General features: G+C 74.4%; 12 protein-coding genes and 1 pseudogene. 5 read left to right on the top strand and 8 right to left on the bottom strand.

Translation table 11 applies throughout. The features are described from left to right. Nucleotides 1-3: 3 nt before the first annotated feature. On the bottom strand, nt 4-1,935 hold the full coding sequence (locus LV78_RS30140; RefSeq protein WP_253849307.1) for an acetyl/propionyl/methylcrotonyl-CoA carboxylase subunit alpha: 1,932 nt from the start codon (nt 1,933-1,935) through the stop codon (nt 4-6). After that, complete coding sequence (locus tag LV78_RS30135; RefSeq protein WP_253849305.1) at nt 1,935-3,536, bottom strand: carboxyl transferase domain-containing protein; 1,602 nt, start codon at nt 3,534-3,536, stop codon at nt 1,935-1,937. Before LV78_RS30135 ends, LV78_RS30140 begins: the two co-directional genes overlap by 1 nt. A 355-nt stretch (nt 3,537-3,891) precedes the next feature. Here LV78_RS30135 and LV78_RS30130 point away from each other — a divergent pair, with 355 nt between their 5' ends. Together LV78_RS30130 and LV78_RS30125 are read left to right on the top strand one after the other, a co-directional pair. Beyond that, nucleotides 3,892-4,491 carry an SACE_7040 family transcriptional regulator gene (locus LV78_RS30130; RefSeq protein WP_253849303.1) on the top strand — a complete coding sequence of 200 codons (600 nt, stop codon included), beginning with the start codon at nt 3,892-3,894 and terminating at the stop codon, nt 4,489-4,491. A 435-nt stretch (nt 4,492-4,926) separates the two neighbouring features. Continuing rightward, on the top strand, nt 4,927-7,101 hold the full coding sequence (locus LV78_RS30125) for a phospholipase A2 (protein ID WP_253849301.1): 2,175 nt from the start codon (nt 4,927-4,929) through the stop codon (nt 7,099-7,101). A gap of 48 nt (nt 7,102-7,149) precedes the next feature. Here the strand turns inward: LV78_RS30125 and LV78_RS42090 are convergent. The 4 genes and pseudogenes from LV78_RS42090 to LV78_RS30110 all read right to left on the bottom strand — a co-directional run. Further along, nucleotides 7,150-7,914 (bottom strand): annotated as a pseudogene (locus LV78_RS42090) (acyltransferase family protein); the annotation flags it as partial. Between the two features lie 653 nt (nt 7,915-8,567). Then, nucleotides 8,568-9,272 carry an alpha/beta hydrolase gene (locus LV78_RS30120; RefSeq protein ID WP_253849299.1) on the bottom strand — a complete coding sequence of 235 codons (705 nt, stop codon included), beginning with the start codon at nt 9,270-9,272 and terminating at the stop codon, nt 8,568-8,570. A 52-nt stretch (nt 9,273-9,324) separates the two neighbouring features. Then, nucleotides 9,325-9,972 (bottom strand): response regulator, encoded by a 648-nt coding sequence (locus LV78_RS30115; RefSeq protein WP_253849487.1) that lies wholly within the window; start codon nt 9,970-9,972, stop codon nt 9,325-9,327. 86 nt (nt 9,973-10,058) lie between these two features. Next, nucleotides 10,059-11,207 carry a sensor histidine kinase gene (locus LV78_RS30110; RefSeq protein WP_253849297.1) on the bottom strand — a complete coding sequence of 383 codons (1,149 nt, stop codon included), beginning with the start codon at nt 11,205-11,207 and terminating at the stop codon, nt 10,059-10,061. A gap of 157 nt (nt 11,208-11,364) precedes the next feature. Between LV78_RS30110 and LV78_RS30105 the strand changes: the two genes are divergently transcribed. Together LV78_RS30105 and LV78_RS30100 are read left to right on the top strand one after the other, a co-directional pair. Further along, nucleotides 11,365-11,865, top strand: a complete 501-nt coding sequence (locus LV78_RS30105) for a hypothetical protein (RefSeq protein WP_253849295.1) — start codon at nt 11,365-11,367, stop codon at nt 11,863-11,865. Nucleotides 11,866-12,037: 172 nt separating this feature from the next. Continuing rightward, nucleotides 12,038-13,672, top strand: coding sequence for a cellulose binding domain-containing protein (locus LV78_RS30100; RefSeq protein WP_253849293.1), 1,635 nt, complete (start codon nt 12,038-12,040; stop codon nt 13,670-13,672). Here the strand turns inward: LV78_RS30100 and metX are convergent. Continuing rightward, on the bottom strand, nt 13,656-14,687 hold the full coding sequence (gene metX / locus LV78_RS30095; RefSeq protein ID WP_253849291.1) for a homoserine O-acetyltransferase MetX: 1,032 nt from the start codon (nt 14,685-14,687) through the stop codon (nt 13,656-13,658). The two genes, LV78_RS30100 and metX, sit on opposite strands and share 17 nt — an antisense overlap. After that, nucleotides 14,684-15,973, bottom strand: a complete 1,290-nt coding sequence (locus LV78_RS30090; RefSeq protein WP_253849289.1) for a bifunctional o-acetylhomoserine/o-acetylserine sulfhydrylase — start codon at nt 15,971-15,973, stop codon at nt 14,684-14,686. Before LV78_RS30090 ends, metX begins: the two co-directional genes overlap by 4 nt. A gap of 112 nt (nt 15,974-16,085) precedes the next feature. Here LV78_RS30090 and LV78_RS30085 point away from each other — a divergent pair, with 112 nt between their 5' ends. Further along, entirely contained in the window at nt 16,086-17,084 is a 999-nt protein-coding gene (locus LV78_RS30085; protein WP_253849287.1) for a Gfo/Idh/MocA family oxidoreductase, read from the top strand. The last annotated feature ends 706 nt before the right edge of the window (nt 17,085-17,790 follow it).

Raw genomic sequence — 17,790 nt, 5'->3', positions numbered from 1 at the left:
CCCTCACTCCTCGGGTGGCAGAACTGCGGCCAACTGCTCGTCCAGCGCGACCTGGTCGCCGGGCCGGACCCGTACCCCGGTGAGCACCCCGTCGACCGGCGCGGTGACGGTGTGCTCCATCTTCATCGCCTCGACCACGAACAGCGCCTGCCCGGCGACGACGGCCTCGCCCTCGGCCGCGCGCACCAGCAGCACCGTCCCCGGCATGGGGCTGGTGACCGGTCCGCCGGACGAGGCCCCGCGCGCGGCGGCCACGTCGGGGGCGGTCTCCACGACCTGCCAGGCCCCGCCGTCGCGGCCGAGCCACAGCGCGTCCCCGTCGCGGGCCACCGCGTACCGGCGCGCGCCGACGACCAGCTCGTCGCCCTCGCGCCGCGCGGTCACCCGCACCGGGTCGGCGTCGCCGACGCGCACCTCCACGTCGGGCACGACGCCGCGCACCCGCACCTCGGCGCCGTCGAGCACCCACCGCGCCCAGGCGCGCTCGCCGACCCGCCAGCCGGTGAGCCGCTCCCACGGGTCGTCGCCGCCCAGCGCGAGGAACCGGTCGCAGCCCGCCGCGACGAGCACGTCGTCCGGCGTCCCGCCGGGCACCAGCGCGTCGAGCGAGCGCTCCACCAGCCCGGTGTCCAGCCGCCCGGCGCGCACGTCCGGGTGGGCCAGCAGCGCCCGCAGGAACGGCACGTTCGTGGTCACCCCGAGCACGGCGGTGCGCGACAGCGCGGCGTCGAGCCTGCGCAGCGCCTCGGCGCGGGTGGCGCCGTGCGCGATCACCTTGGCCAGCATGGGGTCGTAGTCGCTGCCGACCACCAGCCCCTCGCGCAGCGCCGAGTCCACCCGGACCCCGTCCGGCTCGCGCAGCAGCAGCACCCGCCCGCCGGTGGGCAGGAACCCGCGCGCCGGGTCCTCGGCGTACACCCGCGCCTCCACGGCGTGCCCGCGCAGCTCGACCGAGGTGAACCCGAGCGGTTCCCCGGCGGCGACCCGCAGCTGCTGCTCGACCAGGTCGACGCCGGTGACCAGCTCGGTGACCGGGTGCTCGACCTGGAGCCGGGTGTTCATCTCCAGGAAGAAGTGCTCGCCGGTCGCGCCGTCGACGATGAACTCGACGGTGCCCGCGCCGACGTAGCCGACCGACTCGGCGGCCAGCACCGCCGAGCGCCCCATGGCCTCGCGCGCGGCGGCGTCGAGCAGCGGCGACGGGGCTTCCTCGATCACCTTCTGGTGCCTGCGCTGGAGGCTGCACTCGCGCTCGCCCAGGTGCACGGTCGTGCCGTGCGCGTCGGCGAGCACCTGGATCTCGACGTGCCGGGGGTCGGTCACGTACCGCTCGACGAGCAGCGCGTCGTCCCCGAAGGACGCGCGCGCCTCGCGCCGGGCGGACTCGACCGCCTCGCGCAGCCCGGCGGCCTCGCGGACCAGCCGCATCCCCTTGCCGCCACCACCGGCGGAGGGCTTGACCAGCACCGGGAACCCGATCTCGGTGGCGGCGGCGACCAGCTCGTCGTCCCCCATGCCGGGTTCGGCGCGCCCCGGCACCACCGGGACGCCCGCGGCGGCGGCGGTCAGCTTGGCCTGGATCTTGTCGCCCATCACCTCGATGGCCCGGACCGGCGGCCCGATGAACACCAGGCCCGCCTCGGCGCAGGCGCGGGCGAACCCGGCGTTCTCGGCGAGGAACCCGTAGCCGGGGTGCACGGCCCGCGCGCCGGTCTCCAGCGCGGCGGCGACGATCCGCCCGGCGTCGAGGTAGCTCTCGCGGGCGGCGGCGGGCCCGATGCGCACGGCGGTGTCGGCCAGCCGCACGTGCAGCGCGTCCGCGTCGGCGTCGCTGAACACCGCGACGGACCGGATGCCCGCGCGGCGCAGCGCCCGGACGACCCGGACGGCGATCTCGCCTCGGTTGGCGACCAGGACGGTGTCGAACACGCGCATCACATCCGGAAGACGCCGTAGCCGACGGGGTCGAGCGGGGCGTTCGCCGCCGCGGACAGCGCCAGGCCGAGCACGGCGCGGGTGTCCAGCGGGTCGATCACGCCGTCGTCCCACAGCCGGGCGGTCGAGTAGTAGGGGTTGCCCTGGTCCTCGTACTGGGCGCGGATCGGGGCCTTGAAGGCCTCCTCGTCCTCGGCCGACCAGTCGGGCCGCTGGTCGCGCCGGACGGTGGCGAGCACGGACGCGGCCTGCTCGCCGCCCATGACGGAGATGCGCGCGTTGGGCCACATCCACAGGAAGCGGGGCGAGTAGGCCCGCCCGCACATCGAGTAGTTGCCCGCGCCGAACGAGCCGCCGATGACGACGGTGAACTTCGGGACGCGGGCGCAGGCCACGGCGGTGACCATCTTCGCGCCGTGCTTGGCGATGCCGCCCGCCTCGTACTCGCGGCCGACCATGAACCCGCTGATGTTCTGCAGGAACACCAGCGGCACGCCGCGCTGGTCGCACAGCTGGATGAAGTGCGCGCCCTTGAGCGCGGACTCGCCGAACAGGACGCCGTTGTTGGCCACGATCCCGACGGGGTGGCCGTGGACGCGGGCGAACCCGGTGACCAGGGTCTGCCCGTACTCGCGCTTGAACTCCTGGAACCGGCTGCCGTCGACCACCCTGGCGATGACCTCGCGCACGTCGTACGGGGTGCGGCTGTCCACCGGGACGACCCCGTACAGGTCGGCCGGGTCGTGCGCGGGCTCCTCGGTGGGCGCGACCTCCCACGGGCGGGGGGCGCGCGGGCCGAGCGTGCCGACGATGGAGCGGACGATCGCGAGCGCGTGCGCGTCGTCCTCGGCGAGGTGGTCGGTGACGCCGGAGACCCGCGAGTGCAGCTCGCCGCCGCCGAGCTCCTCGGCGGTGACGACCTCGCCGGTGGCGGCCTTCACCAGCGGCGGGCCACCCAGGAAGATCGTGCCCTGGCCCCGGACGATCACCGCCTCGTCGCTCATGGCGGGCACGTACGCGCCGCCCGCCGTGCAGGAGCCGAGGACGGCGGCGATCTGCGGGATGCCGCGCGCGGACATCGTGGCCTGGTTGAAGAAGATCCGGCCGAAGTGCTCGCGGTCGGGGAACACCTCGTCCTGGCGGGGCAGGAACGCGCCGCCGGAGTCGACCAGGTAGGCGCACGGCAGGTGGTTGTGCAGCGCCACCTCCTGGGCGCGCAGGTGCTTCTTGACGGTCAGCGGGTAGTAGGTGCCGCCCTTGACGGTGGCGTCGTTGGCGACGACCACGCACTCGCGGCCCTCGACGCGGCCGACGCCGGTGACGACGCCCGCGCCGGGGGCCTCGTCGTCGTACAGGCCGTTCGCGGCGAGCGGGGACAGCTCCAGGAACGGGGAGCCGGGGTCGAGCAGCGCGTCGACCCGGTCGCGCGGCAGCAGCTTGCCCCGCTCGACGTGCCGGGCGCGGGCCTTCTCGGGGCCGCCGGTCGCGGCGGCGGCGAGCCGGGCGCGCAGGTCGGCGGTCAGCGCGGTGTGCGCCTCGACGCCGCGCCGGAACGCGTCGGACGCCCGGTCGGCGGTGCTGCGCAGGACGGGGGCTGCCATGGACTCCCCTCGCGGTTAGCGGTCGTTAACCTCGTCCGATGTTAGCGACGGTTAACGCCAACCGTCCACCACCCCGGCGATTCCGGCAATGCCACACCAGGGGGCATCGGGTGAACCCGAAGCCCTTTCGGGGCACCCGGCGCGCGGCTGACCTCGGCCGGGGCCGCCCGCGCGGCGCGACCAGCCAAGATCACCCCCGGTTCGGGGGTCCGGGGTTACCGACCGGTGTTACCCACGAGTAATGCGAGTCGCGATCGGTTTCCCGCGCGGATATCGCCTTTTCCGGTTCCCAAGTGGCGAACAACTCCGTTAACGAACGTTTACCCACGTCCGCGCGCTCGATTAGGATGACGCCGTGAACCCGACCGGGACGGCGAAGCAGACCCGACGCGAGCAGATCCTCTCGGCGGCGGCCGAGCTGTTCGCCCGCCACGGTTTCCACGGCGTGGGGATCGACGACATCGGCGCCGCGGTCGGCATCTCCGGGCCCGCCCTCTACCGGCACTTCCGCAGCAAGGACGCGATGCTCGGCGAGATGCTGACCGCGATCAGCGAACGCCTGCTCGACGGCGGCCGGGCCAGGGTGGAGGCCGCCGCCGACCCGGAGACCGCGCTGCGCGCGCTGGTCGGCTGGCACGTGGACTTCGCGCTGGACGACCCGGCGCTGATCACGGTGCACATCCGCAACCTGGCCAACCTCACCGACCCGGACCGCAGGCGGGTGCGGGCGCTCCAGCGCGGCTACGTCGAGGTGTGGGTGCGGGTCATCCAGGACGGCGTGCGCGGGGTGGACGAGCCGACCGCGCGGGCCGCCGCGCACGCGGTCTTCGGCCTGATCAACTCGACCCCGCACAGCGCGCACCTCGACCGCGAGCAGATGGCCGCCCTGCTGACCCGCATGGCGCTGGCGTCGATCACCTCGTCCGGCGTGCTGCGGACCGACCCGGCCGCCTGAACCGCCCCCGCGCAGGCCCGCCCGCCCGAACTCCCGCCCTTTTCCGGGACCGCGCGCCGTTAACCCTGACAATGGCCTTCACCCTCACCTGATCAATGCGCACTCTCCGCGATGACGACTGGTGAACGGCTTGTCGCAGGGGTCGATTCCCACGCCGATCCCCGGTGTGCCAATGTTCTCAAGTTCCCGCCCGCGCCTGCCGTTCCACCCGGTGACCGAATAGTTCACCCTGGGTGCGCACGCCCCGCGCGGTACGGGCTCCTGTGCAGGTCAGCGCGCGTCCGAACCCTTTCGGGCGTGGTTCGCGCACGGCAAACGAGGAGGTCCGCGCACCGTGGTGATCCCGTTCCGACCCTTCGCGCGCACAACGAATCCGGGGTTCACCCGAAGCGACCCCTTGGCCTCGTCGTTTTCGTTCCGTAATCTCTCCGCCCAATGAGCGCAGCAGCCGAACGCCCCGCGCGGGGCCGGTCGGGGCTCGACCTGTTCGCCCGGTTGCCCGCCTGGTCCCGCTTCGTCCTGGTCACCCTGGCGGTCCTCGTCTGCGGTGTGGTCGCGTCGCGCCCGGCCACCGCGGCCAAGGACGCGCCGCTGACCGGGGACGGCGCGGTCGCCGCGGCGGCCGTGGACGCGCTGCGCCACCCGAGCGGGGTGGACCCGCTGACGGCGTTCCCGGCCGACTTCAACGCGGTGATGGGCCGCAGCCCGAGCGCGGTCCGCGCCGACGACGGCACGCTGCGCGCGGCGGACCCGTCCGGCGACTGCTCCGGCCCGGCGGGCGCCACGACCTGGGACTTCGACCTGTCCTGCAAGTCCCACGACCTCGGCTACGACCTGCTGCGCTACGCGGAGATCAAGGGCCAGCCCCTCCCGCAGGCCGCGCGCCGCGAGCTGGACACCCGCCTGGAACTGGACATGCACGACCGCTGCCGGGCCAACCCGCGCGGCTCCGAGTCGCAGTGCCACGCGGTGGCCTCGGTGTACGCGGCGGGCCTGGAGTTCAACTCGTGGCGGCAGCGCTGGAGCGCGCCCGGCCACGAGCCGGTGCTCGCCTGGGGCTTCGGCAGCGCCGTCGTCGTGCTGCTGCTGCTGGCGCGCGTCCCCGGCGCCCGCGCCCGCCGCAGGGCCGACGCCCCCGAGCCCGCGCCCGCCCACCCGGCGCCGCTCCCGGCGAGCCCCGACCGGTACGCCACCTTCCTGCGCCTGGCCAGCCTCGCCCTGGTCGTCGCGGGCCAGTCCCTGCTCACCCTCTCCCGCTGGGCCGGTTTCGGCGCCCAGTGGCTGTGGGTGGCCGCCTGGGTGCTCCAGGCCGTCCCGGTGTTCTTCTTCGCGGGCGGCCACGCCAACCTGCTGGCCTGGCAGGCCGTGCGCGCCGACCACGGCGGGTACGGCCGCTACCTGACCGGCCGCCTGACCTGGCTGCTGCGCCCGGTGCTGGCGTTCGTGCTGGCCTGGCTGGTCCTGCCGCTGCCGCTGCAACTGCTGGACGTGCCCGAGGACGGCGTCGAGCTGTTCGGCAGGCTGATCGCCCAGCCGCTGTGGTTCGTCGGCGTCTACCTGGTCGCGGTCGCCGCCACCCCGCTCATGGCCGCGCTGCACCGCAGGGCCCGCCTGCTCACCCCGTTCGCGCTGGTCGCCCTGATGACGGCGGTGGACGCGGTCCGGGTCGCCCACGAGTGGCGCACCGGCGGCTACGCCAACCTGGTGCTGGGCGCGCTGCTGCTCCAGCAGCTCGGCTTCTGCTACGCGGACGGCTCGCTGGCCAGGGTCCGCCGGGCCGCCTACGCGGGCCTGGCCCTGGTGTCCGTGCCCGCGCTGGGCGCGCTGCTGGTGCTGGGCGGCTACGCGGGCACGGCGGTCGCGCTGCCCGGCGACGAGGGCTCCGGCTCGCCCACCGTGCTCCTGCTGGTGCTGGCGCTGGGCCAGCTGTGCCTGGTGATGCTGCTGCGCGAGCGGGCGACCGCGTGGCTGGCGGGCGGCACGCCGTGGCGGGTGGTGCACTTCGCGCGCACCACCCCCATGACCCTGTACCTGGGCTACCTGACCGCGCTGGCCGCCGTCGTCGGCTCACTGGGCCTGCTGGACTCCCCGAGCAGCGCGGTCACCTGGCTGCTCACCTCCGGCGGTCCCCGCTGGCCCGCGCTGCTCGTGCTGCTCCTGCTGCCGCTGCTGCGGGCGTTCCACCGCTTCGAGCGCCACCAGGCCCTCCCGCTGTGCCGGACCAGGGAGACGCACCGCACCAGGCTCGCGGTCACCCTCGGCGTCGGCTACGGCGCGCTGGGCGTGGTCGGGTTCGTGGTGACCGGCTTCGCCGGGCAGGCGGGCAGCCTCGGCGGGCTCCAGGTCGACGCGCTGCAGAACCTCATCCACCTGCTCCTGGGCTGGTACCTGGTGCACGTGGCCCGCTCCGGCGCCTGCCACGACCGCCGCCCGTGGCTGCTGACCGCCCTGGCCTGCGTCCCGCCGATGCTGGCGCTGGAGCCGACCAGCTCGGTGCTCGCGCTGCACGGCGCGACGATCGTGGTGGCGCTGCTGGCCTGCGCCGCGAAGCAGGACCAGCAGCGCGCACCAGAGCACTGGCAGCCACGCGAGGCGCTGCACCACCCATGACGGTGAGCCGGGCTCGGTCAGCAGGCCGGGGACGGGTCCGAGCACCGCGCCCACCAGGGCGATGGCGAGCAGCGCGCTCTGGTGGGCGAGGTAGATCGGCAGCGCCCGGTCGTTGATCCACCTGGCCGGGAACCTCGGGCGGACCAGCAGCACGAGGCCGATCTGCGCGAAGGCCAGCGCCAGCGCGGCCGGTGAGGGCGGGAAGAGGTTGGACGACTCGCCGCCGGTGACCCCGACCGCGCTGGCCGGGTAGCCGCCGAACCGGACCAGCAGGGCGAACGCGGTCGCGCCGCCGACCAGCAGGGCAGCTCCCCGAAGCCGCCAGGCGCGCGGGTCGGGCTTCGTGGTGGGGCCGCCGCGCAGCAGCAGCCCGAGCTGCCACGGCGCGCTCCACACCAGCAGCACGTTGATCCAGCCGAGGTCGAGCGCGGAGAGCAGCACGGTGACGAGGAGCCCCGGCGCGCCGAGGCGGCGCAGCAGCGGCGTGCAGGCCAGCAGCGCCAGGTGCACGCCGAGGAACCACAGCGGCCCCACCACCAGCCACCCGACGACCAGCACGGTCTCCTGCGGCAGCCCGCGCAGCGACAGCCCCAGCAGGACCAGCGCCCACACCCCGAGCAGCGCGCCGACCGACGGCAGCACCCGACGCGCCCGAGCCCACCAGGGCACCCGCGAGCGGGCGGCGGCGAACCCGCCAGCGAAGAAGAACAGCCCCAGGGTCTGGAGCACCCAGGTCACCGGGGCGAGCTCGGGCATCCAGCGCAGCGGGCTGTCCAGCACCACGCCGTGCTCGGTGAGCACCAGCGCGGTCACCAGCCAGTGGCCGAGCACCACGCCGGTGATCGCGATGGCGCGGACTGCGTCGACGAACGGGTCGCGGGTCACGGGACCACCTGCCTGGTCGGTGGGCGGGGGCTGCGGCACGGGGGCGGGACGCGGACCCGCACCGGCCGGGCCGGTGGACGGGGGCGCCTGCCCGATCGGGGGCGGCAGCGCGGGGCCGGGACGCGGGGCAGCACCGGCCAGGCCTGGGCACGGGGGTGCCTGCCCACTCGGGGGCGGCAACGCTGGGCCGGGACGCGGGATCGCGCCAGCCCGACCGGGGGACGGGGGTCCCTGCCCGGTCGAGGGCGGCAGCACGGAGCCGGGACGTGGACCCGCACCGGCCGGGTCGAGGAACGACGGCACTTGCCCGGTCGAGGGCGGCAGCACGCGGCCAGGAGGCGGAGCCGAACCGGCCGTGCCAGGACGCGGGACCGCCTGCCCACCCGAGGGCGGCAGCACGGAGCCGGTGCGCTGGTTCGCGCCGGCCGGGCCGGGGGACGGGGTCGCGGTGCGGCAGTCCCCAGTCCCGCACCGCCGCTCGGCGCCGGGCCGGGCGGAGCAGCCGCACGAGCCGGGCCGGGGCGCGGACTCGGCGCGCGGCGGTCGGTCGTTCCGCCCCGCCGCGCGGCGCGGGGTCGCGCTCACGGCCGCTCCCCCACCGCGATGCGGGCGAGGGCGCGCAGGGACCCGGTCCCCGGCGCGTAGTACCCGTCGTGCCCGGTGACGCCGCCGGTCGGGAACGGCCGCGCGCCGAAGGCCGGGTCGGCGGGGTCGGGGCCGTGGCCGAGGTCGAGCAGCCGCGCGTTCGGCACCCGGCCGATCCAGTCGCCGTCCGCCCTGGCCGCCCACACCCGCGTGCCCGCGCCCAGCTCCGCCGCCGCACCCGCCCGCACGCCGGGGCTGCCGGTGAGCGCCACGTCGGCGACCGGGACGCCCCGCTCGGCCAGCTCCCGCGCGGCGAGGCCGCACACGACGGTGCCGTAGCTGTGGCACAGCAGGTGGACCCGGCCGGGCAGGGTGATGGCGTAGTCGGCCAGCGCGCGGGCCCCGGTGCGAGCCAGCCTGCCCGACGCGGCGTCCACGCCCACCCCTGACGGCGTCTCGTACCCGAGCCAGGCCACGACCGCCAGGTCCGGCCGGTCCGCCTCGGCCCGCACGGCGCGGGCCATCGCGCCCACCGTGCCCTCGAAGCGGCGCTCGTCCACGTCCGAACCGGGCACCACCACCGCCACGTGCGCGGCGGACGCCAGGTCCCCGAGCACCTCCACCCGGTGCACCGGGCGACCCCCGCCACCCGGCGCGACCAGCACCAGCAACGCGGCCAGCGCCGCGATCGACTTCCCCATGGCGGCGAAGCTAGGGAGGTGACGGGCCCCGGATCGTCACCCCGGAGTCGGGCTACCCCGGTACCACCAGCCCCGACTCGTAGGCCGCGATCACCGCCTGGGCGCGGTCGCGCAGCCCGAGCTTCATCAGCACCCGGCTCACGTGCGTCTTGACGGTCTGCTCGGCCACGTTCAGCCCGCGCGCGATCTCGGCGTTGGACAGCCCGCGCGCGACCATCAGCAGCACCTCGGTCTCCCGGTCGGTCAGCGCCGTCAGCGCCGGTGGCCGCACCGCCCGCGCGGGCCTGGCCCGCACGAAGTCCTCGATCAGCCGCTTGGTGATGGACGGCGCGAGCAGCGCGTCGCCGCGCGCGACCACCCGCACCGCGTCCAGCAGCTCGCGGGCGGGCGCGTGCTTGAGCAGGAACCCGCTGGCCCCGGCGCGCAGCGCCTCGTACACGTAGTCGTCCAGGTCGAAGGTGGTCAGCACGAGCACGCGGGCCGGGTCGTCGACGAGCATCCCGGTGGCCTCGATGCCGTCCACGCCGGGCATCCGCACGTCCATCAGCACCACGTCCGGCCGCAGCGCGCGCACCTTGGCCACCCCCTCGGCCCCGTCCCCGGCCGCGCCGACGACGGTGATGTCGGGCTGGGCGTCGAGCAGCGCCGAGAACCCCTCCCGCACCATCTCCTGGTCGTCGACCACCAGCACCCGGATCACCGCCACCCCGCTCACCACCGCGCCACGCTCCCCCGCGCCGTCCCCCACCGCACCGCCCGCCTGCCCGCCGCCCACCGGCCCGCCGCTCACCGCCCCTCCCCCACCGGAATCCGCGCCAGCACCTCGAACCCCCCGTCGCCCGACGGCCCCGCGTCCACCGTCCCCCCGTGCACCGCGACCCGCTCCCGCATCCCCACCAGCCCCAACCCGCTCCCCCCGCCCAGCGACGCCCCACCCCCGGTGTTGCGCACCCGCACCACGAGCGCGCCGCGCCGCAGCGCCACCCGCACGTCCACCTCGCACCCCGGCGCGTGCCGCCGGGCGTTGGTCAGCGCCTCCTGCACCACCCGGTACGCCGTCAGCCCGACCGCCTCCGGCACCCGCGCGCCCACCACCCGCGCGCCGGGGACCAGGTCGGCGATGTCGGCGAGCCCCGGCTGCGGGGCCAGGTCGGCGTGCTGCCCCTCGGCGCGCAGCACGCCGAGCAGCCGCTGCATGTCGGTGATGGCGGCGCGGGCCACCTCGCCCAGCTCGGCGAACTCCCCGGCCGCCGCCTCGGGCAGCCCCGGCAGCCGGTAGGGCGCGGTCTCGCAGCGCACCACCACCAGGGACATGTGGTGGGCGACCACGTCGTGCATCTCCCGCGCGATGCGGGCCCGCTCGACCAGCGCGGCCTTCTCGTCCCGCTCCGCGTGGAAGCGCCGCTCGGCCCGCCCGCGCCCGCCGACGGCGTAGGCGGCGAGCAGGAGCAGCAGCAGGACCAGCACCGTGGCCGGGTAGTGGCCGCCGAAGTCGTCGTTGACCGAGAGCGCCAGCGCGGCCAGCACCAGCGCCGTGACGAAGGCCACCGCGAGCACCACCGGCCGGGCGAAGACCAGCCCGACGGCGATCATCGGCAGCGGGAACCACAGCCACTCGCCGACGCCGAGGATCTCCGGCCCCGATCCGGTGACCAGCCGGACCGCGACGATCCCGACCAGCGAGGCCCGCCAGGCGGCCAGCGGCGAGGAGAAGCAGAGCAGGGCGATCGGGATCACCGCGGCCGCGAACAGGACCACCCACCAGCCGTCCGGTTCCTGGTGGGTGGTGTAGTCCGAGCTGCTCACGGTGGCCAGCGCGAAGGCGCCGATCAGCAGCAGCGCCCGCAGCGGGCCGCGCAGCCGCCCGACCGGGACCCGCGTCCGGTCCGGCAGGAGGAGCACCTGGAGCAGGGCGCGGAACGCGGAGCGGATCACCCGGCGATGCTAGGTGCCCCGACGGGCCCGGCACATCGCTCCGGAGAGCGTCGTACCGGGGTATCACCCGCCCGCTCCTCGGGCAAGGCGTTGCGACACCCGAAGCGCACGGGGTAGGCATTACTCCTGACCGCGGACCCCGACGGAAGCTGGCCGAATGCACCCGCAGCAAGATCCGGATCGCTGGGCGCGCCTGCACGCCGTGGCCGGGGAGGCCCTGGCCGCCACAAAGGTGGGCGAGGACGCTGTGGCGGTCGACCTCGTCACCGGCTACCTGAGCGGGTCGCCCGAGGGCGACGAGGACATCAGGGAGCTGGTGCTGCTGCTGTTCTCCGAGTGCAGCGGAATGGTGTCGGCGCTGGGCTCGGGCGGGGCGACGCCGGTGAAGATGCAGGTGTTCGACGAGGCGGGCCAGGAGGTGCCGATCGACGACGCGGACCCGCCGGTGCGCACGGCGATCCGCGCGCTGCTCGCCGAGGTGCACGGCGACCAGGAGGCCGCCGCCGAGCAGATCGAGATCGCGCTGGCGAACGGCGCGCCGCAGGAGCTGGCCACGGTGGTGCTCCAGGCGCTGCGCTGGACGGTGAAGCTGGCGCTGGAGTGCCAGACCCGCGACCTCCCAGTGTCGGACTGGATCGCGACCTCGCTGGAGGAGTGAGCGGCGCCCGAAACGCCGCCCCGCCCGGCGCGAGAATGATGTGGAACACAAAAGGAAGATTTAAAGTCAATTTAAAAATGCGCATTTCCTTGACGGCGCGCGCTATCGAGGTCCATTCTTCTCCGCGGGCGTGATTCCCTGCTCATAAACGCGCCGAGGAGAAAAGCGGAACATGAAAACCAGAACGGGCGTGCTGCTCGCCGTCGCGGCTCTCGCGGCGGGTTCCTACGCGCTGATCCCGTCCGCGAGCGCGGCGACCAACCTGACGGCGACCTTCGCCAAGACCCAGGACTGGGGCAGCGGCTTCGAGGCGAAGTTCACCGTCGCCAACAGCGGGTCGTCGGCCTCGAACAACTGGAAGATCGAGTTCGACCTGCCCTCGGGCACCACGGTCGGCTCCTTCTGGGACGCGCAGGTCACCCGGAACGGCGACCGCTACACGGCGACCAACCGGGACTGGAACGCGGCGGTCGGCGCGGGCTCCTCGGTGGCGTTCGGCTTCATCGGCGCGGGCGGCGGCGCCCCGACGAACTGCACGATCAACGGCAACCCCTGCGCGGGCACCGGCACCGGCAACCCCGGTGACAAGGCCGCGCCGAGCGTCCCCGGCGGCCTGAAGGCCACCGCCACCACGGCGGACTCGGTCACGCTGGCCTGGAACGCGTCGACCGACGACGTCGGCGTGGTCGCGTACGACGTCTACAAGGGCGGCGACAAGGCCACCACCGTCGCGAGCCCCACCGCGACCGTGTCCGGCCTGACCGCCGACACCTCGTACCAGTTCAGCGTCGTGGCGCGGGACGCGGCGGGCAACGCCTCGGCCAAGAGCGCGGCGCTGACCGCGAAGACGGCGAAGAAGGCGGGCACCACCCCGGAGCCCTCGCCCGAGCCGACGCCGGACCCCGAGCCGAGCCCGGACCCGCAGCCGTCCCCGGCGGGCGGGCGCGGTGCCCCGTACCTGTTCCTGGGCTGGGGCAACCCGCAGTCCGCGACCACCGTGATGCAGCAGACCGGCGTCAAGTGGTTCACGATGGCGTTCATCCTGTCCTCGGGCGGCTGCAACCCGTCCTGGGACGGCACCCGGCCGCTGACCGGCGGCGTGGACGAGACCACGATCAAGGCGATCCGCGCGGCTGGCGGTGACATCGTGCCGTCGTTCGGCGGCTGGAGCGGCAACAAGCTCGGCCCGAACTGCTCGACCCCCGAGGCGCTGGCGGGCGCGTACCAGAAGGTCATCGACGCCTACCAGCTCAAGGCGATCGACATCGACATCGAGAACTCCGACGAGTTCGAGAACGAGGTCGTGCAGGACCGCGTGCTGTCCGCGCTGAAGATCGTCAAGCAGAAGAACCCGAACGTGCAGACCATCGTCACGTTCGGCACCGGCACCACCGGCCCGAACTTCTGGGGCAACCGCCTCATCGAGCGGGCGGGCGCGCTGGACGCCAAGATCGACGTCTTCACGATCATGCCGTTCGACTTCGGCAGCTCCAACATCGCGACCGACACCATCAGCGCGGCCACCGGGCTGAAGAACAAGGTGAAGTCGACCTTCGGGTACAGCGACGCCGACGCCTACGAGCACATCGGCATCTCGGGCATGAACGGCCTGTCCGACCAGAAGGAGCTGACCACCGCCGCGGACTGGACCAAGATCCGCGACTGGTCGAAGAACAACGGCCTCGGCCGCCTCGCGTTCTGGGCGGTCAACCGGGACCGAGGCGGCTGCGACGGCCAGGTGTCGGCCAGCTGCTCGGGCATCTCGCAGGCCGACCTGGAGTTCACCCGCATCACCGCGGGCTTCTGACCCGCAGCAGTTCCCCCAGCAGCGCGGCGACCTGCTCCTCCTCCACGAGGAACCCGTCGTGGCCGTACGGCGAGGCCACGACGCGCAGGTCGCCCGCTGCGGGGATCGCCTCGGCCAGCTCGCGCTGCTGCTCCAGCGGGTAGAGCCGGTCGGTGTCGATCCCGGCGACGAGGGTGCGCGCGGTCACCGCGCTCAGCGCCGCGCGCACCCCGCCCCGCCCCCGGCCCACGTCGTGGCCGTTCATCGCCTCGGTCAGCACCCGGTAGCTGCCGGGGTCGAACCTCCTGGCCAGCTTGTCCGCCTGGTGGTCCAGGTAGGACTCGACGGCGAACCGCCCGTCCCCCTGCACGCCCCGCCCGAACCGGGCGTTGAGCTCGGCGGCGGTGCGGTACCCGTGGTGGGCGATCCGCCTGGCCACCGCCATCCCCTCCTCCGGGTGCAGCCGCAGGGCGTGCAGCTGCGCCGAGGCGAGCGCGATCTGGTCGGCGGCGGACGCGGCGGGCGCGGCGAGCACCAGCAGCGACCGCACCATGTCCGGCGCGGTCACCGCCCACTCCAGCGCCCGCATCCCGCCCATGGACCCGCCGACGACCGCCGCCCACGAGGCGATGCCGAGCGCGTCGGCCAGCCCCAGCTCGGCGGCCACCTGGTCCCGGATGCCGATGGCGGGGAACCGGTCGCCCCACGGCCTGCCGTCCGGCGCGGTGTCCCACGGCCCGGTGCTGCCCTGGCAGCCGCCCAGCGCGTTGGGCGCGACGACGAACCACCGGTCGGTGTCCAGCGCCCGGCCAGGACCCACCAGGGCGTCCCACCAGCCCGAGGTCGGGTGGCCGGGGCCCTCGGGTCCGGCGACGTGGCTGTCACCGGTGAGGGCGTGCAGCACGAGCACCGCGTTGGACCGGTCCTCGTCCAGCGCGCCCCAGGTCTCGTAGGCGAGCCGGAACCGCAGTCCCGGCAGCACACCCCGGTACCACCGCCGGTTCCCGGCCGGATCGCCGTCGCGCCACCCCGTCACCGCGCGGACTTCGCCGCCCGGAACCCGGCCTCCAGGTCGGCCTGCAGGTCCGAGACCGCCTCGACGCCCACCGACAGCCGCACCAGCCCCGGCGTGACGCCGCTGGTGACCTGCTGCTCGGCGGTGAGCTGGCTGTGCGTGGTGGACGCCGGGTGGATGACCAGGCTGCGCACGTCGCCGATGTTGGCGAGCTGGCTGAACAGCTCCAGCCCGTCCACGAACGCCCGCCCCGCGTCGACCCCGCCCGCCAGCTCGAACGAGACGATCGCGCCCGCGCCCGCCGGGAGGTACCGCCGGGCGAGCGCGTGCCACGGGCTGGAGGGCAGCCCCGCGTAGTGCACCCGCTCGACCTCGTCGCGCCCGTCGAGCCACTCGGCGATGGCCTGCGCGTTGGCCACGTGCCGCTCCATGCGCAGCGAGAGCGTCTCGATGCCCTGCAGGACCAGGAAGCTGGTGAGCGGCGCGATGGCGGCCCCGGTGTCGCGCAGGCCCTGCACGCGCAGCTTGGCGGCGAAGGCGCCGTGCCCGAGCGCGGGCCAGTACCGCAGGCCGTGGTAGCTGGGGTCGGGTTCGCTGAAGTCGGGGAACCTGGCGGCGTCGCCGAAGTCGAACCTGCCGCCGTCCACGACGACGCCCGCGACGGCGGTGCCGTGGCCGCCGAGGAACTTGGTGGCGGAGTGCAGCACGATGTCCGCGCCGTGCTCCAGGGGGCGCAGCAGGTAGGGCGTGGGAACGGTGTTGTCGACGACCAGCGGGACGCCCGCGGCGTGCGCGACGTCGGCGACGGCGGTGATGTCGAGGACGTTGCTGCGCGGGTTGGCGAGGGTCTCGGCGAAGAGCAGCTTGGTGTTCGGCCGGATCGCGGCGCGCCAGGCGTCGAGGTCGTCGGGGTCGTCGACGAAGGTGGTGGTGATGCCGAGCTTGGGCAGGGTGTGGTGGAGCAGGTTGTAGGTGCCGCCGTAGAGGGAGGCGCTGGAGACGAGGTGGTCGCCCGAGCGCGCGAGGTTGAGGATCGTGGCCGTCTCGGCGGCCTGCCCGGACGCGAACGCGACGGCGGCGATCCCGCCCTCCAGGGCGGCGACGCGCTGCTCGAGGACGTCCTGGGTGGGGTTGTTGATGCGGGTGTAGATGTTGCCGGGTTCGGCGAGGCTGAACAGGGCGGCGCCGTGGGCGCTGTCGCGGAAGGCGAACGAGGTGGTCTGGTAGATCGGCGTGGCGCGGGCCCCTGTGGTCGGGTCGGGCGAGGCGCCCGCGTGCACCTGCTGGGTCTCGAAGGACCAGGCCATAGCGCTCGTTCTCCCTGCTGGCGACGGTTTTCCAGCGAACGTAGGGCGGCCGGGACCACGACGCAGGCCCGTCCACCAGGTGGGAGCCGCGGGGTGTTCTACGCTCGGCGGAATGCGCACCGCACTGCTCGGTTTCGGCCTAGGCGGAACCGCTTTCCACGCACCGTTCCTGTCTACCGCCGATGATCTGACCCTGTCAGCCGTCGTCACCTCCCGAACGGGTGAGGTGGCATCGCGGTACCCCGGCGTGGAGGTGCTGGGTTCGGCGGACGAGCTGTGGTCGCGGGCGGCGGACTTCGACCTGGTGGTGGTGACCACCCCGAACCGGTTGCACGCGCCGCACGCCAGGACGGCCCTGGAGCACGGCCTGAACGTGGTGGTGGACAAGCCCTTCGCGGCGACGGCGGCGGAGGCCAGGTCCCTGGCCGACCTGGCGACGTCACGGGGCCTGCTGCTGGCCCCGTTCCACAACCGCCGCTGGGACGGCGACTTCCGAACGGTGACGTCCTTGGTGCGCAACGGCTCCCTGGGCCAGGTCCACCGCTTCGAGTCGAGGTTCGAGCGCTGGAGGCCGGAGGTGAAGCCGGGCTGGAAGGAGACGGCGGACCCGGAGGCGCTGGGGAGCATCGTGTACGACCTGGGCACGCACCTGGTGGACCAGGCGCTGGCCCTCTTCGGCAGGCCGAGGGCGGTGTACGCGGAGGTGCGCGCCCTGCGCCCGGAGGCCGGCGCCCACGACGACGCTTTCCTGGCCCTGACCCACGAGGGCGGCGAGGTGTCCCACCTGTGGACGTCGGCACTGGCGAACGACCAGGGCCCGAGGTTCCGGGTGCTGGGGTCGCGCTCGTCGTTCGTGAAGCACGGCATGGACCCGCAGGAGGCGGCCCTGCGGGCGGGCGAGCTGCCGGGCGGTCCGGGCTGGGGCCACGACACGGGCACGGCGACCTTGGGCGGCGAGCCGGTGGACCTGGAGCCGGGGGCGTACCAGGAGTTCTACGCGGCCGTGGCGAGGGGCGAGGCCCCGGTGCCGGTGGAGGACGCGATCGCGGGGTTGGCGGTCGTGGAGGCGGCGTTCGAGTCGGCGCGGACGGGCCGGGTGGTAACTCTCTGAACACCGGCAGACCACTCACAGGACGGCCACGCACTCGCGGGCTGCGGGGCGAGCGCAGCGAGCCCGCAGCTCCCCGTTCCCGCGTCCCTCGTCTCCGTTTGGCCTGGCGAAGCCCGAGCACAGGTGTCAAGACGCCGCCGCACTGCGCGGCAGACTGCCTGGTCAAACGGCGTCTTGACGCCTGTGCTTGCCTGAAAGGAGGCCAAACGGAGACGAGGGACCCCAACCACCGCAGTCCTTCGCCGTAAACCGCACCACAAGACCAACGGTCACCGGCCGGCAGAGCCCGTCCCCCTCGTTTTTGGAGGCCTGCCCCGCCGGCGAGGCGAGCTCTTCAGCTCTTCGCCCTTGTCTCTTCAGCTCTCGCCTTCAGCTCTTCCCCCTTGCACGCCGCGCCCCTTCTGAACCAAGCCCAGCCGCCCAGCGCGACCGCTCATCCCCGAGGTCGAGCAGATCCGCCGCCGCAACAGCCTTCGGCACCACACCGTCCACGAACAACTCCCCCCAGGGCAACGGCAGCACAACGCGCAGCACCGCGTTGGGGTTGGGCGAATCCCAACCGACTCCGCCGTGCCACGAGCTTCGACCACTCCCGGAGCTGTCGCCGCGCAAACCTCCGGTACCGACTGGGCACGGTCCACGGCGGGGTGATCCCGGAAGCGAGCAGCAGCACGCTCCAGTCCCCCCGAGCCGACAGCGGCCGACC

The organism is Actinosynnema pretiosum, assembly GCF_024171695.1.
GTDB classification, from domain to species: Bacteria; Actinomycetota; Actinomycetes; order Mycobacteriales; family Pseudonocardiaceae; genus Actinosynnema; species Actinosynnema pretiosum.
This window is presented reverse-complemented; position numbering and strand designations above follow the sequence as displayed.